This is a genomic window from Paenirhodobacter sp. (genome assembly GCF_047600745.1).
GTDB lineage: Bacteria > Pseudomonadota > Alphaproteobacteria > Rhodobacterales > Rhodobacteraceae > Rhodobacter.
Genome location: NZ_JASGKI010000006.1, coordinates 518,920 through 545,280, shown reverse-complemented (window position 1 = coordinate 545,280; position 26,361 = coordinate 518,920). Strand labels below are relative to the sequence as shown.

The 26,361-nt window shown below is 64.8% G+C and carries 23 protein-coding genes and 1 CRISPR repeat array; of the genes, 19 read left to right on the top strand and 4 right to left on the bottom strand.

Going from position 1 to position 26,361, the window contains the following annotated elements; genetic code table 11:
* Positions 1-12: 12 nt before the first annotated feature.
* Genes QM789_RS21985 through QM789_RS21975 form a run of 3 tightly spaced genes read right to left on the bottom strand, consistent with a single transcriptional unit; the run spans position 13 to position 1,909 of the window.
* A complete protein-coding gene (locus QM789_RS21985; RefSeq protein WP_420353939.1) occupies positions 13-435 on the bottom strand; it encodes a hypothetical protein in 423 nt (140 codons plus the stop codon).
* Positions 425-838: a RidA family protein gene (locus tag QM789_RS21980; protein WP_420353938.1), complete on the bottom strand. Its 414-nt coding sequence runs from the start codon at positions 836-838 to the stop codon at positions 425-427. Before QM789_RS21980 ends, QM789_RS21985 begins: the two co-directional genes overlap by 11 nt.
* Before the next feature lie 54 nt (positions 839-892).
* Positions 893-1,909, bottom strand: a complete 1,017-nt coding sequence (locus tag QM789_RS21975) for an NADP-dependent oxidoreductase (RefSeq protein WP_420353937.1) — start codon at positions 1,907-1,909, stop codon at positions 893-895.
* 99 nt (positions 1,910-2,008) lie between these two features.
* Here QM789_RS21975 and QM789_RS21970 point away from each other — a divergent pair, with 99 nt between their 5' ends.
* Positions 2,009-2,980, top strand: coding sequence for a LysR family transcriptional regulator (locus QM789_RS21970; RefSeq protein ID WP_420353936.1), 972 nt, complete (start codon positions 2,009-2,011; stop codon positions 2,978-2,980).
* On the opposite strand, the gene QM789_RS21965 is transcribed toward QM789_RS21970, so the two are convergent.
* Positions 2,981-4,987, bottom strand: a complete 2,007-nt coding sequence (locus QM789_RS21965; RefSeq protein ID WP_420353935.1) for a TonB-dependent receptor domain-containing protein — start codon at positions 4,985-4,987, stop codon at positions 2,981-2,983.
* Positions 4,988-5,485: 498 nt separating this feature from the next.
* Here QM789_RS21965 and QM789_RS21960 point away from each other — a divergent pair, with 498 nt between their 5' ends.
* The 18 genes from QM789_RS21960 (at position 5,486) to QM789_RS21875 (ending at position 26,338) form a co-directional block, all read left to right on the top strand.
* Entirely contained in the window at positions 5,486-7,084 is a 1,599-nt protein-coding gene (locus tag QM789_RS21960; protein WP_420353934.1) for an inorganic phosphate transporter, read from the top strand.
* A 139-nt stretch (positions 7,085-7,223) separates the two neighbouring features.
* On the top strand, positions 7,224-9,581 hold the full coding sequence (locus QM789_RS21955) for a glucose/quinate/shikimate family membrane-bound PQQ-dependent dehydrogenase (RefSeq protein ID WP_420353933.1): 2,358 nt from the start codon (positions 7,224-7,226) through the stop codon (positions 9,579-9,581).
* Positions 9,582-9,798: 217 nt separating this feature from the next.
* Positions 9,799-12,291, top strand: a complete 2,493-nt coding sequence (cas3, locus tag QM789_RS21950) for a CRISPR-associated helicase Cas3' (RefSeq protein WP_420353932.1) — start codon at positions 9,799-9,801, stop codon at positions 12,289-12,291.
* Between the two features lie 382 nt (positions 12,292-12,673).
* Complete coding sequence (casA, locus tag QM789_RS21945; protein ID WP_420353931.1) at positions 12,674-13,717, top strand: type I-E CRISPR-associated protein Cse1/CasA; 1,044 nt, start codon at positions 12,674-12,676, stop codon at positions 13,715-13,717.
* A gap of 25 nt (positions 13,718-13,742) precedes the next feature.
* On the top strand, positions 13,743-14,132 hold the full coding sequence (locus tag QM789_RS21940) for a hypothetical protein (protein WP_420353930.1): 390 nt from the start codon (positions 13,743-13,745) through the stop codon (positions 14,130-14,132).
* Positions 14,129-14,623, top strand: coding sequence for a type I-E CRISPR-associated protein Cse2/CasB (gene casB / locus QM789_RS21935; protein WP_420353929.1), 495 nt, complete (start codon positions 14,129-14,131; stop codon positions 14,621-14,623). The genes QM789_RS21940 and casB overlap by 4 nt, the downstream gene beginning before the upstream one ends.
* Positions 14,620-15,702, top strand: a complete 1,083-nt coding sequence (gene cas7e, locus QM789_RS21930) for a type I-E CRISPR-associated protein Cas7/Cse4/CasC (protein WP_420353928.1) — start codon at positions 14,620-14,622, stop codon at positions 15,700-15,702. Before casB ends, cas7e begins: the two co-directional genes overlap by 4 nt.
* Positions 15,702-16,367 (top strand): type I-E CRISPR-associated protein Cas5/CasD, encoded by a 666-nt coding sequence (gene cas5e, locus QM789_RS21925; protein ID WP_420353927.1) that lies wholly within the window; start codon positions 15,702-15,704, stop codon positions 16,365-16,367. The genes cas7e and cas5e overlap by 1 nt, the downstream gene beginning before the upstream one ends.
* Positions 16,364-17,092, top strand: a complete 729-nt coding sequence (gene cas6e / locus QM789_RS21920; protein WP_420353926.1) for a type I-E CRISPR-associated protein Cas6/Cse3/CasE — start codon at positions 16,364-16,366, stop codon at positions 17,090-17,092. Before cas5e ends, cas6e begins: the two co-directional genes overlap by 4 nt.
* The gene (cas1e, locus tag QM789_RS21915; protein ID WP_420353925.1) at positions 17,089-18,018 is read left to right on the top strand and encodes a type I-E CRISPR-associated endonuclease Cas1e; all 930 of its coding nucleotides are present in this window, start codon (positions 17,089-17,091) and stop codon (positions 18,016-18,018) included. The genes cas6e and cas1e overlap by 4 nt, the downstream gene beginning before the upstream one ends.
* The gene (gene cas2e / locus QM789_RS21910; protein ID WP_420353924.1) at positions 18,015-18,302 is read left to right on the top strand and encodes a type I-E CRISPR-associated endoribonuclease Cas2e; all 288 of its coding nucleotides are present in this window, start codon (positions 18,015-18,017) and stop codon (positions 18,300-18,302) included. The genes cas1e and cas2e overlap by 4 nt, the downstream gene beginning before the upstream one ends.
* A 79-nt stretch (positions 18,303-18,381) precedes the next feature.
* Positions 18,382-19,447: direct repeats of the CRISPR family, unit length 29 nt; unit sequence CTGTTCCCCGCCCCCGCGGGGATGACCCG.
* 470 nt (positions 19,448-19,917) lie between these two features.
* Positions 19,918-20,457, top strand: a complete 540-nt coding sequence (locus QM789_RS21905) for a hypothetical protein (RefSeq protein WP_420353923.1) — start codon at positions 19,918-19,920, stop codon at positions 20,455-20,457.
* A gap of 67 nt (positions 20,458-20,524) precedes the next feature.
* Positions 20,525-21,493, top strand: coding sequence for a glycosyltransferase family 2 protein (locus QM789_RS21900; protein WP_420353922.1), 969 nt, complete (start codon positions 20,525-20,527; stop codon positions 21,491-21,493).
* 5 nt (positions 21,494-21,498) lie between these two features.
* Positions 21,499-22,689 (top strand): glycosyltransferase family 2 protein, encoded by a 1,191-nt coding sequence (locus QM789_RS21895; protein ID WP_420353921.1) that lies wholly within the window; start codon positions 21,499-21,501, stop codon positions 22,687-22,689.
* A 78-nt stretch (positions 22,690-22,767) separates the two neighbouring features.
* Positions 22,768-24,366: a glycosyltransferase family 61 protein gene (locus QM789_RS21890; RefSeq protein ID WP_420353920.1), complete on the top strand. Its 1,599-nt coding sequence runs from the start codon at positions 22,768-22,770 to the stop codon at positions 24,364-24,366.
* 374 nt (positions 24,367-24,740) lie between these two features.
* On the top strand, positions 24,741-25,079 hold the full coding sequence (locus QM789_RS21885) for a hypothetical protein (RefSeq protein WP_420353919.1): 339 nt from the start codon (positions 24,741-24,743) through the stop codon (positions 25,077-25,079).
* Positions 25,080-25,154: 75 nt separating this feature from the next.
* Positions 25,155-25,994 (top strand): hypothetical protein, encoded by an 840-nt coding sequence (locus tag QM789_RS21880; protein WP_420353918.1) that lies wholly within the window; start codon positions 25,155-25,157, stop codon positions 25,992-25,994.
* Positions 25,946-26,338, top strand: a complete 393-nt coding sequence (locus QM789_RS21875; protein WP_420353917.1) for a hypothetical protein — start codon at positions 25,946-25,948, stop codon at positions 26,336-26,338. Before QM789_RS21880 ends, QM789_RS21875 begins: the two co-directional genes overlap by 49 nt.
* Positions 26,339-26,361 lie beyond the last annotated feature (23 nt).

The following is a 26,361-nucleotide window of genomic DNA, read 5'->3' as shown; positions in this document are numbered from 1 at the left end:
GCGCTTGCATGATTACGCCGTGCGATTGACGATCGGATCGTGGATATCCTTCAGCCACGATCCGAGCTTTGAAAGATCGCCGTTTACCCGATAGCTCCCGTCCTTCGCAAAACGGTTGCGGGCCGCCTGATACTCAGGATCAGTGCCGGGAATAAGATTGAGTGACCGGGCAGCTTGCAAGGTCACTTCGATCACGATGTCGCCCATTTCATCCGGGGTAACACCGACCTTGAAGGATGGCCGCCCCCCTTTTATATCGAAGCGGAGCCCCTGAAACCGACCGGGGAAGATTTCCGCCCCGTCGATATATCGTTCCACCAGCGAGACGTTGAGATCTTCCGGAAGGTGCGCGCGCGCGGCGGCTTCGCTCATCATGCTGCCCACCATCTCGAACCAGGCAGGGGTTCCCTGCGCAATTTTCACCTTATCGGCCATCGTCTGTTCCTGCTGGCGGAATGCGGGCGATGACCTTGATTTCAAAGTCGAATCCGGCGAGCCAGTTGACCCCGACGGCGGTCCAGTTCGGATAAGGCGGGCCTCCGATTTCATCGGCCTTCACGGCGAGTACGGTTGCCATCTGGTTTTCCGGATCCGTGTGGAACGAGGTGACATCGACCACATCGGCGAATGTGCATCCTGCCGCCGCCAGCACCGCGTGGAGATTGGCGAAGGCGCGGCGCACCTGATCTTCGAACACTGGCTCGGGTGAACCGTCCTCGCGGCTCCCGACTTGCCCCGAAACAAACAGAAGATCACCGGATCGGATGGCGGCCGAATAGCCATGGGCTTCGTAAAGCGCATGGCGGTTTGCCGGAAAAACCGCTTCGCGTTTTGTCATGGAAAACTCCTTGTTTCCGTTAAGTCGTTGCGGATATGGCGCCCAATTGGGGCGTCACGCGACAGTCAGAACGATTTTACCCTGAATGCCGCCTTGGGCGGCCCGGCTATGGGCCTGTGCTGCTTCGGCAAGCGGAAAGGTGCTGTCCACAACGATACGGAGGGTGCCATCGTCGAGCAGCCGCCCGGCTTCCGCGAGTTGCCCGCCATTTGAACGGACCTGAGTCGATGAGACCGTAATGCCCAGACGTTCGGCTTCGGCCTGGCCGTCAAATCCCATCGGGAAGACCGGAAACAGGGCGCCCCCGCGTTTGAGCGTGCGCAGGAAACGGCGCGTTTCCTTGCCCCCGACCGCATCGAGAACCAGATCCGCATCGCGCACGATATCGGCGGCCGGGGTCCTGGTATGGTCGATGAACTGATCGACGCCGAATTCGCGCATCAATGGCTCATTCCTGCCGGAGGCCACGGCGATGACATGCGCGCCCTTCCACTTTGCCAGTTGTACGGCAAGATGCCCGACACCGCCGCCAGCGCCGTTGACAAGGACGGTCTTGCCTTCGAGCGGCAGCGGCCTGTGCCTGAACGGCTGAAAGGGATTGGGTTCGTCATGGCCGAGTTCGATCAGGAACTGCCACGCCGTGAGCAAAGACATGGGCGCGCCCGCAGCGTGGACATGATCGACCCCGGCGGGCTTTGGCGCCAGATCGGATTGCGGCGCGCAGATATATTCCGCATAGGCCCTGCTGCCCTCCATGACGTTCTCGGGAAAGCGCACCATGCCATAGACGGCATCGCCGGGCCGGAATGCGGTCACGTCGTCGGCAACGGTTTCGATAATTCCCGAAATATCGGAACCCAGGATCAACGGAAAGGACGGGTGCGGCTGCCATTCCGGAGGCAGCGACCGATAGCCGTCGCGAAGATACCAGTCGGGCGGGTTGAGACCGGCGGCATGAACGCGCACGCGCACCGCGCCGGGGGCAAGTTCGGGCTTTGGAACCTCTTCGTAGCGCAGAACGTCAGGTGCGCCGAATTCATGCAGCTGCACCGCCATCATCGAATTTTCCATCTGTCACCTCTGGGGTTGGGATCATGATCCGGATGTAAACCCCGCATTTCGGTTGACAATATGAGTGGAAATCCTTTCTATTGTGCCATGAAGGAACAAATGGCACTGGAACGGCTGGCGGGTCTGATCGCCTTTGCGCGTGCGGGCTCGTTGGGGAGTTTCAGCGCGGCGGCACGCTCGCTTTCCATTTCGCCCTCGGCGGTGAGCAAGAGCGTGCAGCGGCTGGAGCAGCACTTCGGGGTGTCGCTGTTCACCCGCACGACACGGGCCCTGACCCTGACGCCCGAGGGCCGGGAACTGCACGAACGCGCACTTCGGCTTTTGCAGGAAGCCGAAGAAATCGAGCAGGTGGCGATGACGGTCCGCGCCGAGCCCGCCGGGCTATTGCGCATAGCGACCTCGCTTCCGATCGCGGTGCATATCATCGGGCCCGCATTGCCGACATTTCGCAGGCTTTATCCCAAGGTCAGCATCGACCTGCGCATAAGCGATCAGGTCGTGGATATTATCGAGCATCGGATCGACGTGGCGATCCGGATCGGAGACATCGCGGATACGCAACTGATGTCGCGCCGGCTTGGGCCGTGCCAGCTTTGTGCATTTGCCGCCCCCGATTATCTTGCCGCGCGCGGCACGCCCCTGCATCCGGATGACCTGGAGGGGCATGACATTGTGAACCTGCGCCATCAGAGCAGCGGTCAGGCATTGCGCTGGCCTTTCCAGATCGGCGGGCGGACGATTGAAATTGTGCCGACGGCGGGCATCATGGCCGATGTGAGCGACGCGGTGGTTGCCATCATCGCCGCAGGCGGCGGCATCGGCGTGACGGCCAGCTTTCTGGCCGCGCCCTATGTCGCACGCGGAGAGCTTGTTCCCGTATTGGCCGATTACGCGGTTACGCGCCACAACATCACGGCGCTCTGGCCCGTCAACCGGGGCGCCAATCCGGCGGTGCGGGTCTTTCTCGACTGGTTGCAGGAGGTCTTCAAGGCCAAGGCAGCGGGGGAGGGGCCTATCCGGGCTGCGCCGCATGGTCGCGGCCCCGGGGCTAAGCCCGGAGCCGCGCGCTGATCAGAACCGCAACTGTCCGCCGAGGTAGATCGTCCGCCCCTGCCCGTCGCCCGAGGTCGACAGGAACGGGGTATATTGCTCGTCGAACAGGTTGCTGACCCGCAGGTTCAGGTCCAGATTCTCGGTCGCGCGCCAGCTTGCGAACAGATCCACGAGGTTGTAGTCGTCGCCGCCCTTCTCATGGGCGCCGCCGCTCCAGTCGGCGTTATAGCCCGAGATCTGGCCCGAAGAGACGTGGTTGACCGTTCCGCCCACCGTGAGCGCATCGTCAAGGAACCGCGCCGAGGCATAAAGCGTGACGGTTTCATCCGGCAGGGTCTGCCCCGAGCCAAGGCCCGGCATCTGGCTCGGCAGGTCCGAATCCGACTTGCTGTAGCCAAGGCCAAAGCTGTAGCGCGCAATATCATAGCCCAGTTCAAGTTCGACGCCCCGGGTCTTCGACGTGCCATCGACGTTCATGTACCAGTAGCTGCGCGACACATTGGACGCCGCCACGATATAGTCGTCCACATCCATCCACCAGGCCGCGACGCGCCCGCGCAGCCGGTCGCCCGAGGCGAAGACATCGGCGCGGTCCAGGTTGACGCCCAGTTCCCACCCCTGCGAGGTTTCGGCCTTCAGGTTGGGGTTCGGCACCATGCCCGCCACCGTGCCGCCCGGATGCACCCCGCCCAGCATGGTTTCCTGCGGCGTCGGCGCGCGCATCGTGCGCTGCCAGGTGAGATAGGGCTGCACCCCGTCCAGAACCGAATAGGCCACGGTCAGCTTCGGGTCGAAGGAGGTGTCGGAATTGTCCACCCGCTCGGTGGCCGCGCCGGTCTGTGCGGTGCCCTCGACCTTGTAGCTTTGCAGCCGCGCACCGCCCGAGATTTCCAACTGGCCCAGCGTCCAGACGTTTTCGCTGAACAGCGCGGAAGTGGTGACCTTGCCATCCGTCGGGTTCACCCCGCCCTTTTTCGAGGTCACATCGTCGCGGAACACCTCGACCCCGTTGGTCGAGCGCAGCGACCCGCCACCCACCGCGAAGGTCGAGACGTTCGACGCATCGAAGCCCCAGCCGCGATCCTTGATCTCGCGCCCGACAGAGCCCGCCATCGGCGAGCCGCCCCCAGTATAGGTCATTTTCAGGTCGGAGTAATGCGCGTTCAGGCGGAAGTCGATCAGCCCGTCGCCCGCGTCATAGCGATATTTCGCGGTGAAGATGTTGCTTTTCACCGTCTGGAAGTAGCTGTTGGCGAAGAAGTCGTTGTCGTAATGGGTCACGCCCAGTTGCAGCGACTGGCGCGGGTCGATGTGCCAGGTCGCCTTGAACAGGCCCGAGGTCAGATCCTGCCCGGAATTGGCCACCACATCGCCATCGCCGTTGCTGTAGGATTTGGCGTTGCGCTTCGACAGCGCGCCGACGATATCGAGGCTCTCGCCCCGCATCGCGGTCGCGATCATCTCCGAATGGTCGGAGCCGTTGTCGCCATAGCCGAAGCGGATCAGGCTGCCGCGGGTCTTGCCCGTCGCCAACACGTCATCGGCCTCCAGCGTGCGGAAATTGACCGAACCGGCCAGCCCGCCGCCGCCCGCGCCCAGATCCGCGCCCCGGGTGACGTCGATCCCCGCCAGCAGGTTCTGATCGACATAGGTGAAGCCCGAGGCCTCGTGCGAGGTGAAACGGAAGCTCTGGCGCACGCCGTCGATCGTGGTGTTGACGCGGCCCGAACCCTCGAAGCCACGGATGTTTACCGCAACGCCCGGCTGCCCGGCATTCACGCGGGTGAAGACGCCCGGCACCTCGCGCAGGGTTTCGTCGAGCTTGCGGGTGCCGCCCTTGCGGTTCTCGGCGGTCATGTCGACGGAGGTGGCGTTGTCGCCCGCGCCCTGGGCCTGCGCGTCGCCGCTGATGGTGATGGTCGCAAGCTCGGCCGGTTCCTGCGCGAGGGCCGGAGCCGCAAGACCCGCCGCGATCAGCAGGCCCATCGCCGTCGTCATCCGCAAGGAGTTCTGGAAGTGAAACATGAAAATCCCCAACCCGGGGCCATCCACGGAGACACCCGGAACAAGAGTGCATGGCAGGGGCTGGCACAGGGCTGGCATGAACGCGCACCGCGCCCGGGGGGCAGGTGCCTGCGGCGGTGATAGCGGCGCGGCCCGTCCGGCGCAATTCCAATAAAATCACTCGGGAATATTTCGCCGCCCTGTCGCTTTCGCATCACAAAGGTGAGGGGCTCCGGGGGCGTAACTTCGGGTCCACGGGCGTGGCGCCATCGAGGCGGGGTTCCGACCACGGGCCAGAGACCCCGGTGACCTGAGGTGTCCAATCTGCCGGCCGCCGCCAGCAAAGCGCAGCATTGTGGGAGCCGTTGTGCAACTGGCCATGGAATGCGCGCGCGAAGCGATTGCCCCAGCGATCCTTGCGAAGGATGACGTGAGGGCCTGATCAATCCGATCCGTATCATGAAACTGTCAAGGAACGGGACTAAACCCTGCCCGTAAATTGTTGGGCAGTTCCTCATCATGACAGACACCTCTCCGCAGATCCACGGATCTGCCGATCACCCTCTTGAGGGGCCCAGCCATGTCGGCAAATGGTTCCTTCCGCTCTTCGCGGTCATCCTCGTCGGCGGGCTGATCTACATCTTCCGGTCCCTTGGCGGCGAGCTTGAGAACGAGCGCGCCGTGCCGTGGCTGCTTCTGGGCATCGCGCTGCTGATCGCGCTCGGCTTCGAGTTCGTGAACGGCTTCCACGACACCGCCAATGCCGTCGCGACGGTGATCTATACCCGCTCCCTGCCCGCCGAGATCGCGGTGCTGTGGTCGGGCTTCTTCAACTTCCTCGGTGTCATGGCGTCGAGCGGGGCGGTTGCCTTCGGGATCATCTCGCTGCTTCCGGTCGAACTGATCATGCAGGTCGGCTCGGGCGCGGGCCTTGCCATGGTGTTCTCGCTGCTGATCGCGGCGATCATCTGGAACCTCGGCACCTGGTATCTCGGCCTGCCGGCCTCCAGTTCGCACACGCTCGTGGGGTCGATCATCGGCGTAGGTCTTGCGAACCAGTTCCATGCGGCGGGCGATACCGCGACGAGCGGCGTGGACTGGAGCCAGGCGGGCAGCATCGGCCTGTCGCTTCTCATTTCGCCGGTCCTCGGCTTCTTCGCGGCGGCGGGGCTGCTGCTCGCGCTCAAGGTCTTTGTGAAAAGCAGGGAGCTTTACGCCGAACCCAAGGGGAACCAGCCCCCGCCGCTGTGGATTCGCGGCCTGCTGATCCTGACCTGCACCGGCGTGAGCTTTGCGCATGGCTCGAACGACGGGCAAAAGGGCATGGGGCTGATCATGCTGATCCTCGTCGGGCTGGTGCCCACGGCCTTCGCGCTGAACCGCACGCCGGACGCGCGCCAGCTTGAGGCGTTCCGGGCGGCCTCGGTCGCGGTGGAGCGGTCGCTGGAGAAATACGCCGTCGCCGGGATCGCGGTGGAGGATCCCAGGGCGGTCATTGCTCATGCCGTGCAGAAGCGGGAATGGAGCGATGAAACCACCGTCGCGCTGGAGAAATTCGTCGAGTCCACCCAGCAGCAGGTGGCGGGCTATCATACGCTTCAGGAACTGCCGGGCACGCTGGTCAACAACCTGCGCAACGACATCTACCTGATCGGCGAGGCGCTGCGGCTGATCGACAAGCGCCACCTGCTGCCGATGGACGCGGCGGATCTGGCGGCGGTGAAGACCTATCACGCCGCCGTGGATGATGCGACGAAGTTCATCCCGATGTGGGTGAAGGTCGCCGTCGCGATGGCGCTCGGTCTGGGCACGATGGTCGGCTGGAAGCGGATCGTGGTCACCGTCGGCGAGAAGATCGGCAAGACGCATCTCTCCTATGGTCAGGGCGCCGCGGCCGAGGTCGTCGCGATGGCGACGATCGGGGCGGCGGACCACTTCGGGCTGCCGGTCTCCACGACGCATGTGCTGTCCTCGGGCGTTGCGGGGACGATGGCGGCGAACGGCTCCGGCCTGCAATGGGCGACGGTGCGCAACATGCTGATGGCCTGGGTGCTGACCCTGCCGGCCTCGATCGCGCTGTCCTTCGTGCTGTTCACCATCCTGCGTCAGGTCTTCTGAGGCCGGGCCCGGATATGCCGGAACCGCACCTGCCCCCGGCGACGTGGGCAGGTGTTATGCGCAATTCGGGCTTTCATGGTGTAAAACCAGCATCTAGGATACCTCTTCAGTCCTAATCGGTTCGGGAAGATCAGACCTCATGCTCATACTGGCTTTCATATTCCTGCTGTCCGGGGCCGCATTGGCGTTGGGCGGAGGCTGGCTCCTCGCTTTGGGGGGAAGCCCTTATTACCTCGTCGCGGGGATCGGCTTTATCGCGACGGGCGTCCTGCTGTGGCGTCGGCGGGGCACGGCGCTGCTGATCCATGCCATCGTTCTTGGCGGCACGCTCGTCTGGGCGGTGTGGGAGGTCGGCTTCGACTGGTGGCAGCTCGGGCCGCGCGGCGGCATTCCGGTACTCCTCGGCCTTGCGCTGCTGCTGCCCGCCGTGCGGCGCAACCTTGCCGGGGCAGGGGTGCCGGGAGTGGCGCTCGGCGCGGTCACGCTGGCCTCGGTGGCGACCGCAGGCTATTCCATGCTGCAAACCCCGTCCTCGCTCCATGGCGAACTGACGCGGGACATCGCCTTGCCGATGCGCGACAGGATCAATACCGGCAACGAGGCCGGCGATGAGGATTGGCGCCAGTATGGCCGGACCGGCTTCGGTCAGCGCTGGTCGCCGCTTGAGCAGATCACCCCGGCGAATGTCGGCACGCTGAAGCTCGCCTGGCACTACAAGACCGGCGACGTGAAGCGCCCCGACGACATCGGCGAGACGACCTATCAGGTCACGCCGATCAAGGTGGGCCGGAACCTCTACGTCTGCACGCCGCACAACATCGCCATTTCGCTCGATGCGGTGACGGGCAAGGAAAACTGGCGCTACGACGCCAATTCCCGCATGAACCCGGACCGGCAGCACCAGACATGCCGCGGCGTGACCTGGTGGGAAACCCCGACCGCCCCGCCCGCGGGCGCCACGCCGGAACAGGTGGCGCTGCATGCGCAGGCGCTGGCCGAATGCCCGCGCCGGGTCTATCTGCCGACGGCGGATGCGCGGCTGATTGCGCTTAATGCCGATACCGGCAAGGTCTGTTCGTTCTTCGCCGAAGAGGGCGTGCTGCACCTTGAGGCCGGGATGAAATACAACCCGGCTGGCTATTACTACTCCACCTCTCCGCCGGTGGCCACGGGCGGCAAGCTGATCATCGGCGGCGCGGTCAACGACAACTTCTCGACCACCGAGCAGTCGGGCGTGATCCGCGCCTTTGACATCGACTCGGGCGCGCTGATCTGGAACTGGGACAGCGGCAACCCCGACCGGACCGAGCCCCTTGCGGAGGGCGAGTATTACACCACCAATTCGCCCAACAGCTGGTCCGTCTTCAGCTATGACGAAGCGCTCGGCCTCGTCTACATCCCGATGGGCAACAAGGTGCCCGACCAGCTCGGCATGGACCGCTCGCCCGAGGTCGAGGAGCATTCCTCCTCCATCGTCGCGCTCGACATCCAGACCGGGCAGAAACGCTGGGTCCGCCAGACCGTGCATCATGACCTTTGGGATATGGACGTGCCCGCGCAGCCCGTGCTCGTGGACCTGACGCGGGAGGGCAGGGTGATCCCGGCGCTCGTCGGCCCGACCAAGCAGGGCGACCTGTGGGTGCTGGACCGCCGCACCGGCGTTCCGCTGTCCCCGCGCGAGGAACTGCCCGCCCCCGGTGGCGCCATCCCCGAGGACTGGAGTTCGCCCACCCAGCCGATCAGCAAGCTGACCTTCCGCCCCGAGCGCATGACCGAGGCGGACATGTGGGGCGGCACGATGTTCGATCAGCTGTCCTGCCGGATCAAGTTCCGCTCGCTCAACTACGAGGGGCAGTATACGCCGCCCTCGCTCAAGGGCAGCATCATCTTCCCGGGGAACTTCGGCACCTTCAACTGGGGCTCCGTCGCGGTCGATCCGGAGCGGCAGATCCTGTTCGGCATGCCGACCTATCTGCCCTTCACGTCGCGGCTGGTTCCGGCGTCCCAGATCCCGCCGAAGGAGGCCGGTGCCAAGGCCAGCGAGCAGGGCCTGAACCGCAACGACGGCGCGCCCTACGGCGTCGTCATGGGGCCCTTCCTGTCGCCCCTCGGCGTGCCCTGCATGGCGCCGCCATGGGGCTATGTGGCCGGTGCCGACCTGCGCAGCGAAAGCGTGGTCTACAAGCTGAAGAACGGCACGGTCGAGGACATGACCCCGCTGCCGCTGCCGATCAAGCTCGGCGTGCCGGGGATCGGCGGGCCGATCGTGACGCGCTCGGGCCTCGCCTTCCTCGCGGCGGCGGTGGACGACTACCTCCGGGGCTATGACGTCACCACCGGCGAACAGCTGTGGCAGGCGCGTCTTCCGGCGGGCGGGCAATCGACCCCGATGACCTATGCGGTCGACGGCAAGCAATATGTCGTCATCGTCGCGGGCGGGCATGGTTCGGTCGGCACGAAGCCGGGCGACGACATCCTCTCCTATACCCTTCCCTGAAGGGCCGGATTCCCTCCTCCGCCGGTTTCGGCGGAGGGGGGATCGACGCCCGCGCCGATCGCAGCGGAACTGTCACGGGAAGATCCGGGTGAATTCTGTTCCCCGGGTGATCCTGCGCGGCTGACCCCTCCACCTTGACGACGGCGGTTCTGGCCACCGTTTCGGCGGTTGAACGGGCGTAGTGGGCGTGGTTGAGTGGTGTCGAAGGGGGCTTCGGATGGATGACGCGTGGTTTGACTGGCCCGGCAAAAGCGCTCCGGTCGAGGGCGGGCCCCGGCATCCAGCGGTTTGCCATATGCTCGATGTCGCGGCGGTTGCGGAACGGCTGATCGCGCCCTTCGGGTTTGATCAGCCGCTGCGCGATGCGCTGGTGCTACTGATTGCGCTGCACGATCTGGGCAAGATCAGCGACAGCTTCCGCGCGATGATCGAGAGCGGGGTGCCGCAGGGCTACCGGCACTGGCAACTGACCGAGGCGCTGCTTTTCGCGCATGACGAGCGGCTGGCGGCGCGGATCGGCGGCAGTTGGCGGCAGCGGCAGGCGCTTTATGCCTCGGTCGCCGGGCATCATGGCCAACCGTCCGATCTGGGTCTCGGGCAGCCCGGTCGGCCGGAGCGAGACATGCGGACGGCGCTGAAACAGATCGGCACCGGCCTGACGCCGGCGGGGGAGGTGATCGACGCCTTCTGCGCGCTCTGGCCCGGGGCGTCTCTGGCCGGGCTTGACCTGCGCGCGGAGGTGCCGCTGTCATGGTGGTTGCCGGGGCTGTGCGCGGCAGCGGATTGGGTGGGGTCGAACACGCGGTGGTTTCTGCCCGAAGACGGGCAGCCGGATGTGTCCGACTATCTGCGCCGCGCCCGTGCTATCGCGGAAACGGCGGTTCGGGAGGCAGGGTTGGCAGGGGCTGCCGTCTGCCCCGGGCCGCTGTTTGATTTCACGTTGCGCCCGATGCAAGCCGCCTGCGCCGAGGTTGCCTTGCCGGATGGCCCCATGCTGGCGGTGATCGAGGACGAGACGGGTGCGGGCAAGACCGAGGCGGCGCTTCTGCTCGCGCATCGGATGATGCAGGCGGGGAAGGGGCGCGGCCTCTACTTCGCCCTGCCCACCATGGCGACCAGCGATGCGATGTTCGGGCGTGCCCGCGATGTGGTCGGGCGGATGCTGACCGCGCCGACCCTGACCCTGGCGCATGGGCGGGCGGCCTTGTCCGACGCGTTCCGCGATCTGGTCGGATCGGATCAGAGGGGCGAGGATGCGCCCTCCTGCACCGACTGGCTGGCCGAGAGCCGCCGCCGCGCGCTTCTGGCCGATGTGGGCGTGGGCACGGTGGATCAGGCGCTGCTCTCCGTCCTGCCGGTCAGGCATCAGACGTTGCGCCATTTCGGCCTGTCCTCGAAGATCCTGATCGTGGACGAAGTGCATGAGATGGGCGAGCCTTACATCGGCCGCGAGCTGGAGCGGCTGTTGCAGATGCACCGCGCGGCGGGCGGCTCGGCCATCCTGCTGACGGCGACGCTGCCGATGGATCTGCGCAGGCAGCTGCTGAAGACCTATGGCGGGGAGAACCCCGGCCCGGCCTATCCGGCGCTGACGGTGGCCGGGGGCGAGGCGCGGGGTGATTTTCCGCCCGATACCCGTCCGGTGAAAGGCCCGGTGCGGGTGGAGCGGATCGCCGATGCCGAGGCAGCGGCCGATCTTCTGGTGGAGAGGGCGGGGCAGGGGGCGGCCTGCGTCTGGGTGCGCAATGCGGTGGACGACGCCATCGCCGGGGTGGCGGCGCTCCGGGCGCGCGGGGTGGAGGCGCGGCTCTTGCACGCACGTTTCGCCCTGGCCGACCGCAAGCGGATCGAGGCCGAGGTGCTGGCCCGCGTCGGCAAGGATGGCGTGGGGCGGGAGGGGTTCGTTCTGGTGGGGACGCAGGTTCTCGAAGCGTCCCTCGATCTCGATTTCGACGTGATGCTGTCCGATATCGCCCCGATCGCCGCGCTGATCCAGCGGGCGGGGAGGCTGTGGCGGCATATGGACCGCCGGCCTGTGAGGGGTCGTCCGGTGCCGGAGCCGGTGCTGCACGTCCTCTCGCCCGATCCCGCGGTGGTGCGCGATGACCGGTGGTTGCAGGGCACCCTCGGCGCGGGTGCCTATGTCTATGTGCTGGCCGACGTCTGGCGTTCCGCGCGGGTGCTGTTTGAGGCGGGGCAGATCACGGCGCCGGGGGGCCTGCGTGCGCTGATCGAGGCCGTTCATGGGGCGGCGGCGGTGGATTTGCCCGAGGTGCTGCTTCCGTCGGAGCTACAGGCCATGGGGAAGGGCGCGGCGGATGGAACGCTGGCCCAGCACAATCTGGTCGATTTATCCAAGGACTATCGCAATGCGGGGAAGGGTGAGAGCGATGTCACCTACCCGACCCGATTGGGCGACGAAACCCGGACGTTGGTTCTGGCGCGCGGGACCGGGGCCGGGCTGCTGCCGTGGGCCGGTGAGGGAACGCCGGAGAACTGGGCGCTGTCCGAGGTTTCCGCCCGCCGCAGCCGCCTCGACCGCCTGCCGCTGCCGGATCAATCGCTGCCCGACATTGCAGCCGTTACGCAGCACTGGCCCGAATGGAAGCGCGCCGAGGCGGTGCTGTGCCCGGTGGATGAGGACGGGACGATCTGCGATGGCTTGCGCTACGACGCGGATTGCGGTCTGCTATTCGTCTCCCCGGATTGATCGGGGATGGGGCAGGAACGATCTCCGGGGTGGTTATCGCGTGAACGCAGTGCATCACCTGACGCGCTTGCTTGCGGGTCCGATGATTGAAAGCTGGAAAATCCGCAGGACAGGATCATACGCTTGTGGTTCCCGATGGCCCATCCGTCCTCGGCACGGAAAAACAGGAACAACGTAAAAGCCGTTCCCGACCCTCCTGCCTATGCGCTTAGTCGGCATTTCCTGCGAGCGCGGAAAGGGGTGGATGATCCCTGTCATTCCCTGTCTGCTCTGGTTCAATGGGGTCGCTTTATATTGAAAATTAGACAATTTTTGTCAGTTTCCGGCTTTACTTTGCGTTCGGGACAGGATCTTCTCCCTATGGTTGTTCCCGGGAGTATTCATGTCTCTCAATCTGATTGCCGACCCGTGGATTCCCGTACGTTGCGCCGATGGATCGCGGCGGATCATCGCGCCCTGGCAGATGGCCGAGCCGGGGATTGAAACTCCTGACTGGCCGCGCCCCGATCTGAATATCGCCTGTCTCGAACTGCTGATCGGGTTGGTCTATCTGGCTGATCCGCCCGCGGATGTCTATGACTGGGACAATCGGCAAACGCCGGACCCGGACCGGCTGCGCGACCGGCTGGCGGGTTTCGCGCCGGCCTTCAACCTGCTGGGTGACGGGCCGCTGTTTCTTCAGGACATGGAGCCGCTGACGGGTGATCCCAACCCGCCCGACATGCTGTTCATCGACAGCGCGGGGGCGCAGACGGCGCGCAACAATGCCGATCTGATGGTGCATCGGGGGCGGTATCCGGCGCTCGACCTGCCACTGGCGGCCATGGCGCTTTATACGTTTCAGGCGTTTGCGCCTTCGGGCGGGGCGGGGAACCGGACCTCGATGCGGGGCGGCGGGCCGTTGGTCACGCTGGTTGATCCGGGGCGGGGGCTGTGGCCGATGATCTGGGCGAATGTGCCCTGTGGTCAGCCCGCCGTGCCGGCCAGCCTGCCGTGGATGCGGGCCACCCGCAGTTCGGAAAAGGGGTTGGAGACTCTGCCGCCCGATGGTGCGCTGTTTGGGCCGGAGGCGTTCTTTGGCATGCCGCGTCGGCTGCGGCTGGTGGCCGATGAGGCGGGGGTGACCGGGGTGATCCAGAAGCCCTACGGCACGAATTACGCGCTCTGGAAGCATCCGCTTTCGCCTTACTACCGGATGAAGCCGGGCACCGAATGGCTGCCGAAACACCCGCGCGCCGGGCGCTTCGGCTATCGCAACTGGCTGGGCATCGTCGCGGGGCAGGCGAAAGGTGATCTGTCGGAACTGTCGCTTTCCCTGCGCGATTGGGGAAATCGGCAGGGCGGGGGCGCGGTCATTGTTGCCGGTTGGGCGATGGACAACATGAAGCCGCGCGATTTCACGCTTCTCGGTCGAGCCCTTCCTTAATCTGGAGCCGGAGGCCGAGGACATCTTGGCCGGGCTGATCCTCGGGGCCGAGGCGGCGGGCGTGGCATTGCGCGGCGCGCTGGAGCCGGTCCTGGCGGGCGGCGAGTCGCGCGAGGCTGAGCGTGAGGCATTCTTCACCGCCACCGAGGCGCGCTTTGCCGTGCATCTGGCGGCGCTGCGTGCGGGAGCGGATCCGCGCGCCGACTGGCTGGCCGATCTGCGGGCGCAGGCGTTTCGGCAGTTCGATGCGCTGGCCGTGCCGGGGATCGACCAGCGCGAGACGGATCAGATCAAGCGCATCACCGACGCGCGCAAATTCCTCGGTCTCGCCTTTGCCGGACATGGCAGGCAGGGCAAGGCGATCTATGACGCGCTTGGCCTGCAACTGCCCGAGAAGAAAGGGAAAGCCGCATGAGCGACGAGAAGAAGGGGCCGGGCGGCATCGCATTGGGCTGGTGGTCGCGCGAGATCGCTCCGCGCGACATTCCGGCGGCGCGGGGGCTTTCGGCGCGGTTGCGGCGGGCGGCACCTCTGGCGGCCTTGTGCGAACCGGCGGTGATCGAGCTTGCTGGCAAGCTGGACCTGCACCACAGCCAGGCCGACCGGCTGGTGCGGCTGGTCACCCTGCTGGCCGAAATCCGGGAGGACAGTAGCGAGACGCTGGCCCGGCGCATCGGCGGGGCGGAGCCTGTGTTGTCTTCGCTGCGCTTTCAGCGCCTGCTGCGGGCTGAGGGCGATGAACTGACCGACCATCTGCGCCGCGCGATCATCATGGCCGATCGGCGCTGCAATGTCGCGGCGCTGGCCGCCGATCTGCTGCACTGGGAGGCCGCGCGGCCGCGCTGGTGTTTCCACTATTTCGGGGCCGACGCTCCGGTGAAAAGCCCTGAGGAGAAGACCGCATGACGACTTTCGTGCAATTCCACCTGCTGACCAGCTACGGCCCCTCGAACCCGAACCGCGACGATCAGGGCCGTCCGAAACAGGCCATGGTCGGCGGCGTGCCGCGGCTGCGGATGTCGTCGCAATCGGTGAAGCGGGCGCTGCGCGAAAGCAGTTTCTTCGCGCTGGACCTTCAGGGCCATATCGGCACCAGGACCAAGCAGCTGCATGAAAAGCTGGGCGAATATCTGATCGGCAAGGGCGTGTCCGACAAGGCCGCGCAGGACGCCGCGACCGAGGTTGCGGGCATTTTCGGTAAGCTGGAGACGCTGAAGGAGAAGACGCGAGCCACCACGCTCGCCTTCATCTCGCCGCAGGAGTGGAAGCTGGCGGAGGAACTGGCGGAGAAGGCCGCCGCCGGCGAGGCGCTGCCGAAGGACAAGGATCTGAAGAAGCTGGTGCTGCGCCGGGCCGATGGTGCGGTGGATATCGCCATGTTCGGGCGGATGCTGGCCGATGACGCCGATTTCAACCGCGATGCGGCGGTGCAGGTGGCCCATGCCATCACCACCCATGCCGCGCAGGCGGAGGAGGACTGGTATTCGGCGGTAGACGACCTGAACAAGGCCGAGGATACCGGGGCGGGGCATCTGGGTGAAACCGCTTTTGGGTCGGGCATCTATTACCAATATGTCTGCGTGAACTGCGATCTTCTGGTCGAGAACCTCGGCGGTGACCGCGAACTGGCCGAGCGGGGGATCGAGGCGCTGGCCAAGGCGCTGCCGGTGACCACCCCGACCGGCAAGCAGAACAGTTTTGCTCATCGCCCGATGGCCTTCTACATGCGGGCCGAGGCGGGGGCGCGTGCGCCGCGCGACCTGTCCGGGGCGTTCTTCACGCCGGTGGACCGCAAGCTGCGGGATCTGGGGGCGAACGATCTGCAAAGCGGCTCGATCAAGGCGCTGGAGCAGACGGCGGAGCAGATCGACGCCTGCTATTACGACGGGAAGGCTGAACCGGCGCTGTGCCTCAACACGCTCGACAGCGCCGGTACCCTGGCCGAGATCGTGCGTTTCGCGGGCCAAGCGGTGCGGGGCGCCTGATGCAGCGCTTCCTGATATTCGGCCTGACCGCCAGCCTTGGCGCCATGGGCGAACTGGCGGGGCATGAGCGGCGCGGGGCACTGGCATGGCCCGGCCGGTCCGCCGTGATCGGGCTGATGGGGGCGGCGCTCGGCATCCGGCGCGACGGCGATTTCTCGGCGCTGGAGGCGCTGGAGATCACGGTCGGCATCTACGACAGCGGCGCGCCCCTGCGCGATTACCACACGATCGAGACCGTGCCCTCGGCGGCGGTCAAGGCGCCCAATTCCCGGCCCGAGGCATTGCGGGCGGCGCGGGGCCGCACCAATACCACCATCACGCTGCGCGATTATCGCACCGGGCCGTTCTTCGGGGTGGCCGTGGCGGGGCAGGGGCTGGAAGCGTTGAAGGACGCTCTGAACGCCCCGGCCTTCACGCTGTATCTCGGGCGCAAGTCCTGTCCGCTGGCGGCGCCGCCCGGTGCGCGGGTGGTCGATGCGGAGGGGGCGGAGGCGGCGCTGGCGCAGGTGATCGTGCCACCGTGGCGCAAGAGCGCGCGGCTGGTCAGCCTGATCGTCGAGGATCCGGCGGGGGAGGTGGTGCATGACGTTGCCATCGACCGCGCGCGCTGGCATTTCGCACCGCGACGGGTGGCTGTCCGCTCGGCGGAAGGCGGTGCGGCATGACGCTCTATCTCAGCCAGATCCGTCTGGCCCGCAGCCCGGCGGCGCAGGCGTTGGCTCCGCTGCTGGCGCCCTCCAACCCGGCGGCCCGGCGTTCGGCGCAGCACAACCTGCTGTGGTCGGTCTTCGCCGATGGCCCAGACCGGCGCCGCGATTTCCTGTGGCGGGAGGAGCGGGACGGCAGTTTCATGGCCCTTTCGGCCCGCCCGCCAGCGCCGAGCGAGCTGTTCCAGCCGCATCTTGTGCGTGACTTCGCCCCGGTTCTGACGCCCGGTGACCGGCTGGATTTCCAGTTGCGCTGCAACGCGACCCGCACGGAAAAGACCGGCGGATTGTCGGCGAATGGCAAGGAGAAGAAGCGTCATATCGACCTGGTGATGGATGCGCTGCACCCGGTTCCCGGCCGCAAGGATCTGCCTGAAGGCGCTGACAGCCGGCGCGCGCCCGAACGGATGGATCGGGCACAGGAGGTCGCGCGCAGTTGGCTGGCACGTCAGGGCGAGAAGGCGGGGTTTTGCCTGCTGCACGCCGAGGTCATGGACTATAGCACCGTGGTGCTGCCCGGCCATCGCGCCCCGCGCAAGGGGCAGCCGCAGTTTGGCATCCTCGACCTGGCAGGCCGGATCGAAGTCACCGCCCCGGAGGCCTTTCTTGCGCAACTGCCGCTCGGCTTCGGTCGCGCCAAGGCGTTCGGCTGCGGTCTCATGCTGATCCGGAGGGCAGGATGACGGGCCTGCCCCCGCCCGCACCGATCCCGTTGAAGGACCGCGCGTCGATGGTCTTTGTTGAGCACGCGCGGCTGGACGTGCAGGATGGCGCCTGTGTGGCGGTGAACGCCGATGGCACGCGCATCCAGATCCCGATCGGCGGCATCGCCTGCATCATGCTGGAGCCCGGCGCGCGGATCAGCCATGCCGCCGTGGCGCTGGCTGCGCGGGTGGGCACGCTGATCACTTGGGTAGGCGAGGGCGGGGTGCGGCTTTATTCCGCCGGGCAACCGGGAGGCGCGCGGTCGGACAAGCTGCTGTGGCAGGCCCGCATCGCGCTCGACGATGCCGCCCGGCTGCGCGTGGTGCGCAAGATGTATGCGATGCGCTTCGGGGAGGACGCTCCTTCACGCCGTTCCATTGACCAGCTGCGCGGCATCGAGGGCGTCCGCGTGCGCGAGAGCTACGCCCTTCTGGCCCAGCGTCATGGCGTGAACTGGAAGCGCCGCAGCTATGACCCGAAGGACTGGGAGGCGGGCGATGTGCCGAACCGCTGTCTGTCGGCCGCCACCGCCTGCCTGCATGGCCTGTCCGAGGCCGCCGTTCTGGCCGCGGGTTATGCCCCCGCCATTGGCTTCCTGCATTCGGGCAAGCCGCTGTCCTTTGTCTATGACATCGCCGATCTGTTCAAGCTGGAGACGGTGGTCCCTGAGGCGTTCCGGATCGCGGGGCTGGCAGCCAAGGGGCGGCTGGACATGAGCCCGGATCGCGCAGTGCGGCTGGCCTGCCGCGATTCCTTCCGCAAGACCGGGCTGCTGGCGCGTATCATCCCCGCGATCGAGGAGGTGCTCTCCGCCGGAGAGCTGCCGCGCCCCGATCCCCCGCCCGAGGCGCAGCCCATCGCCTTCGAAGAGGGCACGAGCGGCGACGAAGGTCACCGCGGATGATGATCGTCGTGGTCTCCAATGCTCCGCCCCGGTTGCGCGGCCGTCTCGCCGCCTGGCTGGTCGAGCTGCGGGCAGGCGTTTATGTCGGCGACTATTCCGCCCGCACCCGCGAGATGATCTGGGAGCAGGTCCTGGCGGGTGTCGACGAGGGCGACGCCGTGATGGTCTGGAAAGCCCCCACCGATCAGGGCTACGAGTTCCGCACCCACGGCAAGAACCGCCGCATGCCGGTCGATTTCGACGGGCTGAAGCTGGTCAGCGTCCTCCCCGGAAAGCCAGCCTGACCCGCATTTCCACCACCAAAAATCCGGTGCGCTCTTTGAAATTGTTAAAACAACCGTGAATCAATAGTCTACAGCAAGACTGTTCCCCGCCCCCGCGGGGATGACCCGGGTTTCTCGTTTGATCGCGACAACACGATCAACTGTTCCCCGCCCCCGCGGGGATGACCCGAAGGAAAACCTGCGGGCCCAGAAGCGCGTGTTCTGTTCCCCGCCCCCGCGGGGATGACCCGTTGTCCACCTGACTGACGTCCATCCAGCACAGCTGTTCCCCGCCCCCGCGGGGATGACCCGGCCGAGGGGTGGGGCATCACGGCGCACGGCGACTGTTCCCCGCCCCCGCGGGGATGACCCGCGCAAGCCCGGGCCGAAAACGAATCTCGCTGACTGTTCCCCGCCCCCGCGGGGATGACCCGTTCGTTCCATCGAAATACCCGGCTTCCGTGGACTGTTCCCCGCCCCCGCGGGGATGACCCGTCGAACGTCCGGGCACCAGCCTGCCGCACCACCTGTTCCCCGCCCCCGCGGGGATGACCCGTGTTTTTCGGCAACTGGTCGGATCTGGTGATCCTGTTCCCCGCCCCCGCGGGGATGACCCGCCCGGCGACGTATATCGCGTAACGATCCGCCACTGTTCCCCGCCCCCGCGGGGATGACCCGTGGATGCGAACCCGGCGTCGGTGATGAATTTTCTGTTCCCCGCCCCCGCGGGGATGACCCGCGTTGATGACCGGCGCGTCACAGCCCGAGGTGCTGTTCCCCGCCCCCGCGGGGATGACCCGGAAGAATGTTCATGTCCCCTGCCCAGATCAGGCTGTTCCCCGCCCCCGCGGGGATGACCCGATCAAATCGGCCCGGCGTCACGGCGTGGATTTCTGTTCCCCGCCCCCGCGGGGATGACCCGGGTCATACCCTAAGTGCGGTCGCGAATTTCGGCTGTTCCCCGCCCCCGCGGGGATGACCCGCCGCAGCGCGACAGCAAGATTGGCAAGCAAGCCTGTTCCCCGCCCCCGCGGGGATGACCCGGCCAGATAGGTGGAGGCCGAAATCTCCACCGCCTGTTCCCCGCCCTCGCGGGGATGACCCGAGATCCTGCCCTCCGGTTCGGTGCGCTATCGCCTGTTCCCCACACCTGCGGGGATGGCCCATAAGCCCAGGCCTCCGTGTTCCGGCCTGTGTGTCCGGGCGAGACGGGGCCAGGTCAAAGCGCGACGCGTTGTTGTTCAAGGCTGGCCCTTCCGGTAAGCGTGTGCGTATCCGAATGTCCTGACGCCACGGCGTGCAGCGACTGGTCATCGTCATGCAGGTTTGCGTGGGCACCCCGGCCTTTCCGTCGCTCGGGTCAGGGACGGGCTTTGGAAGGCGGGCGTGACGTCCCTGAGGACGGGATCAGGTCGCGCGACAATCGGAGCCACCGACAGGGGCATGGTCTGCAACCGCTTCCGCCTCGGTTGACCCTCATGTTTGCCGCTGGCCGCTTCGTCCGGGCCGAACCGGTGTCGCGCGGATATGCCGATGACCCGGTGGCATGAATGAGGTTCCCACCGTCACGAATGCCGCTTGATGCCGACTGTCGCACAGGTTACCCCTGCCATATGAAATACAATTGGGAGTGGTGATGACGGACAGTCTGCACCTCGGGCCTGATGCCCAAGTCAATCACGCGATTGCCTCGCTGCGCTCGCTGAGCGTGGACATGCCGCTGACGGACGGCGCCCGGATCGCCCCCGGGGTTTTCCTGTCCGTCGACAGCGAGACCGGGGGTCAGGTTGCGGGCAATGTCGTCACCGGGGGCGACGGTCTGCTGCGGCTGTCCTATACCATCGACAAGCGGCCGCGCTGGCTGGCGCTGCATGTGGCCATGGGCGGGGTGGATCTGAGCCAGGCGTCGGTCTTCGGCGTCGTGTGCAAATCCCGCGCACCCGAGGCGGCAACCTTCAGGATCTGCCTGCGCTCGGCCACCGCCGACGGGTTCACCGACACGTTCCTGCCGAAACATGTCGTGGCCTTCGCGGCGGACAGCACCCATCTCGATCTGCTGCGGCTGGAGGGGCATCCGGATGTGCCGGCGCGCGCGGCATGGCGCGAGCTGATCCTGTTCTTCCAGACCACCTCGGCCACATTCGACATCCGGGATCTGCGGGTCTTCATCGTATAAGCCGCGGGGCCTGAACCACCCCGGCCGACAGTTCCTGCGGGTGTGAAATGCCCGGAACGAGGACAACATGGCGCTTTCTCTCATCATTCCTGTCTGGAACGATCTGCCGGGGCTGGACCGGCTGCTGCGTCAGGTTGCGGATATGGAGGTGTTTTGCGAGGTCATCATCGCCGATGATGCCTCGGACGAGGCGCCGGGTCCGCATAATCTGCCGGCAGCGGCGGCGCTGGCCGACCGGCTGGTCTGGCTGCGCAGCGACCGCCGACGCGGCGCGGGCCATGCGCGCAACATGGCCCTTGCGCGGGCGCGCGGCGATCATGTGATCTTCTTCGATTCGGACGATCTGTTCGCCGCCGATTTCCCCCGCATCGCCGAACAGGCCGCCCTTGCCGAACCCTTCGATTTCCTGATCTTCCGCCATCACGACAGCCGGATTCTGGACGAGGGCGGCACCGGCATGCTGAGCGGCGACGAAAAGCGCTGGCAGGCGCTGCACCTTGGCGAGGAACCGGCCCTGCTCAGCCCCTCGCAGGCGCGGGGGCTGGTTCAGGTCGCGGCCTATCCCTGGAACAAGATCTGCCGCACGGCCTTTCTGCGCGACAACGCCATCCGCTGCACCGAGACCATGGTGCATAACGATGTCGAACTGCACTGGAGCAGCTTCATCGTCGCCGAACGGATTCTGGCCAGCGGCCTGATCGGCGCCACGCATTTCGTCACCAACGGCGGCAACCGGCTGACCAACCGGCGCAGCGCCGAGCGGCTGGAGGTGTTCGGGGCCTTTCGCAATGTCATGGGCCATATCACGGCAACGCCGGATATGGCCCGGCTGGGCTATCTGGCGCCCTTCGCGCGCTTCAGCGCCGATCTGCTGACCTGGATCGCCGAGAATATCGAGCCGGATCATGGCCCCGGCCTGCGCGCGGGGCTGCGCGACTTCTACCTGACCAGTCTCGACCACCGGCTGATGAGCCTGATCGCGTACCGAGACCCCGAGTTGGCAGGCAGGATCAACCGCTTCATCATCGGGGATTAGCGGATATGGGCATTTCCTTCATCGTCACCACCTTCAACATCGCGCCCTATATCGCGCAATGTCTGGAAAGCCTTGCATCCTGCACCCGGCCGGGCGATCAGGTGATCATCGTCGATGATGGTTCGACCGACGAGACCGAGGAAATCGTCCGGCAGTTTCTGGACGGGGCCGGTTTCGGGCCGGGCGTGCGCGTCACGCCGGTCTGGCTGGGCACCAATACCTTCGGCGGCGTCGGGATCCCCGGCAATATCGGCCTCGATATGGTGGAATGCGACAGCGTGTTCTTCGTCGATGGCGACGATTACCTGATCCCCGAGGCATTCCGGGCGGCACGGCGCGAATACGAGGCCCTGGGCGCGGACATTCATTTCACCGATTATCTGGAATTCGATCAGAAGGCGGGCAAGACAAAACCGCCTGCCGATGCGCGCAAATGGGCGACCCTGGGGCAGGCGGTGACACCGGCAGAGATCCGGCTGGCCGCCATCGGCCTGATCGCCGTGCCCTGGCGCAAATTCTACCGGACGGAATTCCTGCGCCGGCACCGCATCCGCTTCCCCGAGGGCGATTTCTTCTTCGAGGACAATCCTTTTCACTGGAAGGTCTGCATTCTGGCCGAAAGCATCGGCTTTTCGCGCCAGATCACCTGCCACCACCGGGTGAACCGGCCGGGGCAGACCATGGCCTCGGTCGGGGTCGAACTGGCGGCTTTCTTCACCCATTTCGACACGATCACCGCCGGAATTCCCGAGGGTCAGGACGATCTGCGGCTACAGGCCGGGCGCTGGCTGATCGGCAATATGTCCTGGCATATCCCGCGCCTGCAACCGGCCGCCTTCTTTCCCTATGCGGCGCGCGCGCATGACGCGCTGAACCGGATTTCCGATGCCGACTGGCAGGTGCTCGAAACCGAGATGTTGGCCTCGGCCACCTGGCATCAGGCCGCCCGCCTGCGGCTGCCCGGCGGGGTCTGGGATGTCGTGGCCTTCTGGCGCGCTAATGCCGACCGGGCGATCCTGTCGCGGATCGACCGCGAAACCAAGGGTCTGGAAAAGCGGCTGCGCGACATGGAGACCCGTCTCAAGGAGGTCGAGGCTCAGGTCAGGACCATCCGCGAAATTGCGCAGGCACAGCGGGCGATCGGGGAATTCTCGGCGCTTCAGCAAGCCTATTCATTCCCGCGGAATAAGGATTGATATGGCAAAATGAACAATATCCCTCTCACTGCCAACGTATATAGGAATGCAACAGTCTCGCCAATCCAGAAGGCGTTGATGCAAGCTCACATTCAGAACCTTGGCGTTTTTGATCAGAGCGGAAAACTGATTCAGGATACTATTGGGGATCGCCATCATGGAACCCACTTATATCGGGCTGCGGATTTAGATCTGTATGACAACATAACGGATGCGGAAGAACCCGAGGGCATATATGCGGGCGTTTTCTTTCATCATTATGGACATTTTCTTTTAGAGAGCCTCGCGAGGCTTTGGTATGCCAAAAGCAGACCGGATCTGCCTGTTGTCTGGATCGGGGTGGACTCCTGGCCGACACCACCACAGTTTCGCAGCTGGCAGAAAAGCATCCTCGATATTATAGGAATTAAAAACCCGCTCCGCGTTCTTATTCGGCCGGAACGTTTCAGCAAGTTACATGTTCCAGAACCAGGTTATAGATATGCTGATTGGTGCCACCCTGATCATGCCAAATTTTTGGCGGCATATGATGGTTCTGGGCAAATCCCCGGGCGTAAGCTCTGGTTGTCGCGGAAAAATGTTGAAAATTCTGTAGGAATCATCAACAGCCCCATATTTGAGAGCCGCCTCAAGAATTTCGGTTGGGATATTTTTTGTCCGGAATTGCACTCCGTTCCCGAACAACTGAATGCCTTCGCCACAGCCGAGGTTATCGGTGGGGAGGAAGGGTCTGCCTTTCACAGCTTGCTTCTTTTGAAGGACGTATCGCAGAAAACGTTTCATGTTTTTCGAAGAAACGGTCCTGAGCATATGTCATTCCACACTATCGGAAATGCGCGCAACGTTCGACAATTTTTCCACTCTACCAGCAATGATGCAGTGATCAGTAAGGTGGGGCGTGAGGTCCGCAGGTTGGCGCCGAACGCCGCGCAAGTGATGAACTGTTTGAAAATCCCGATCTCAAGATCTTCTGTCAAATCTACAGCAGGAAATTGGTCGCTGCGCCGCATAAATCGCATCGGCGAAGCTATTGGCGCTAACAGCTATCTTGAGTTTTCTGTCGGAAATGGCGCTGTATTCCACAATGTCAAGATTCCAACGCGTGTTGGCGTAGGTGAAAAGCTCGGTTTTGACGTGAGAGCCTTCACAGATCCCGGCACCTCATTCTTCGAGGTTTCCCCGAAACGTTACCTGCAATATTTTAGCAAGGGGAAGCAGTTTGACCTTATTTTCATTAATAACTGTCATCTGTTTGAAGATACGATTCGTACCTTCACATTAGCTACCGCGCTTGCGCATGAGCGTAGTGTCTTTTTGATCGACAATGTTTTCCCGGTAGACCGATATTCAGCAGACCGGGATCACGCACGGGCTCTTGAACTTCGGAAACAAGCCGGCAGCGATCGTAAAGCGTGGCATGGCGATGTATACAAGTCTATTTTCGCCATTGATACATTCTTCCCGCACTTCAGATTTCTTACCATTCAAAATGACGGAAATCCACAGACGGTTGTATGGAGAGACAAGCGTGACACACCTCACTTGCCATCCAGTGGAGTAAACGCCATATCTTTCATGGATTATGATGACATGATGGAGCGTTCCTCTACCTTCAGGTTTGCCAGTGAAGATGAGGTTATTGCGGAATTAAGATCTGACTTGGCTCTTCCTGGCTAGATTTTCTGCATTGGCTCGATCTGAACGCCTAGGTGAGAGGAAAGGCCGTGTCGTCCGGGGTGCCGAAAACAATCGGGTTCCAATATCCCCGGAATCACCACTCAAACCATCTCGTTTTCCTGTTAATTGCTCCACTGCACACCTATCAAGCCGATCCTGCGGAGCCAACGGTGCGTTGTGACCGGACCGAAAATGAAATTAAGATCCGGAGAAAGGCTGTAGGCACCCGGTTGAGGCCACCTTCCGATGGTTTGTTTTGTGGTCTAGCCATCTGTCGTTATTGACGTCGTTACCGACGTCGTCTGTGGCGGATGGGATCATGCGGCAAGAGATATTGACGGGGGTCGAGCGTCGGCTGCGCTGGTCGGATGCGGATGAAGCGTTCGATCCTGGCGGAGGTTGGTGTGGACGGGGCGCGCCGTCACGACCTGACCCGGCAGCACATCTATCAGTGGCGGGCCGAGTTCCGTCGACGCGGCGAAGGCCTGATGGAGGAGACCGCGTTCCTGCCCGTTGAGGTGACGGGCGAGAAGACGGTCGCGGCCGCCATCACGCCCTCGCCGGTCGAGATCGTGCTGCTGAACGGGCGGCGCCTGCGCGGTTATGATGTGATCGGGCCGGACCAGATCTTCTTCAGCGGCACGCCCGATGAATATGCCACCGTCCAGACCCAGACCGGGGCACTGCTACGCAGCTTCGCCGGGACGGTCTGACCGCCCCCGCGCGCGTCGTCCGGCGCCGCAAGCCAGCATTTCCGGGCCCCACCCAATTTCCAGGCGGAGATTTCAATGACCCAGGTAACAGAACAGATCCAGACGCTGACCGAGGCCATCGCGCGGCGTGCCGCGATCACGCTGCCCGTTCTGGATACCGGCGCGCCCGGGGGCGCCGAGGCGGCGCTGGCGGTAATCAACCTGCCCGGCCTGATGCGGGCGGCCCCGCGCGGTGCTTTCGCGGCGATGGTCACCACGGCGCTGCGCGGCCTGCCCGAGCCGGAGATCGACGGATTTCTGGATGCGATGAGCGATGCCGCCTTCCGGGACTATACCGCGACCGATGCGGCACAGATCCGCAGCGAACATATCCCCCCGGCGGCATCACAGCTGATCAGCCTGCGCGACGGCGACATGCCGGTGGCGCAGAGGCTCATACCGCGCATCCGCGATCAGTTTACCCGCCGGGGCATTGATCCGACCGCCGGGATGTCGCTGGTGCAATATTTCCTGTCGAGCGACATGCACCGCGATCCGGCGGAGCGCGACCGGCTGCTGCGGCTGCTGGATCACTGGTTTCCCAGGATCAACATGCATCATCTGTTCCGCATCTTCGACCCGAAGAACCGCCTGTTCGTCGCGCGGATCATGGAGCAGGGCGCTGCGGGCGCCTATGACGACAAGCCCCGTGCGTTGCTGCATTACTATTGGGTCTGTGTCGGGCACGACCGGGGGCGGCTGGAAGAGATTCGCCGCGTGATGCGGGATCTTCTGCCGGGTCTGCCGGATCCTGCGCCGGGACCGGAAGTACATTATCGTAACTCGCTCGAATGGATTTCCGACGGGCGTATCGCCCATATTGCCGCATGGGGTCGCAGCTTGCCGCGCTTGAACTCGGCCTGTCGGGCGTGCTGACCGAGACGCTGACCGCCTGGACCTGGCAGGATTTCCGCATCGCCGGGGCGCCGAAGAACGTGATTTCCCTCGCGCTCGACTGGCAGGCGGCGGAGCGGTTCGGGCTCAATGGGGATCCGCATTGGGTGCCGGTGGACAATATGAACACCGTGTTCAACCTCGGCGCGCGCTATGCGGTGAGCGAGAATGCGATCCTGGAGGTCACGAACCTCTTCGACCGTCGCTATGCCGCCCCGATGCTGGCGCGCGATCCCGCGACGGCGGGGCAGGCGGCCTTCATCCCGGGCGTTCTACTTCGGCGCTCGGCTGCGGTTCGAGGCGCCGATCGGCGCTGTGCCGGGTAGGTGCGGTTCTTCGTCGAATTCTG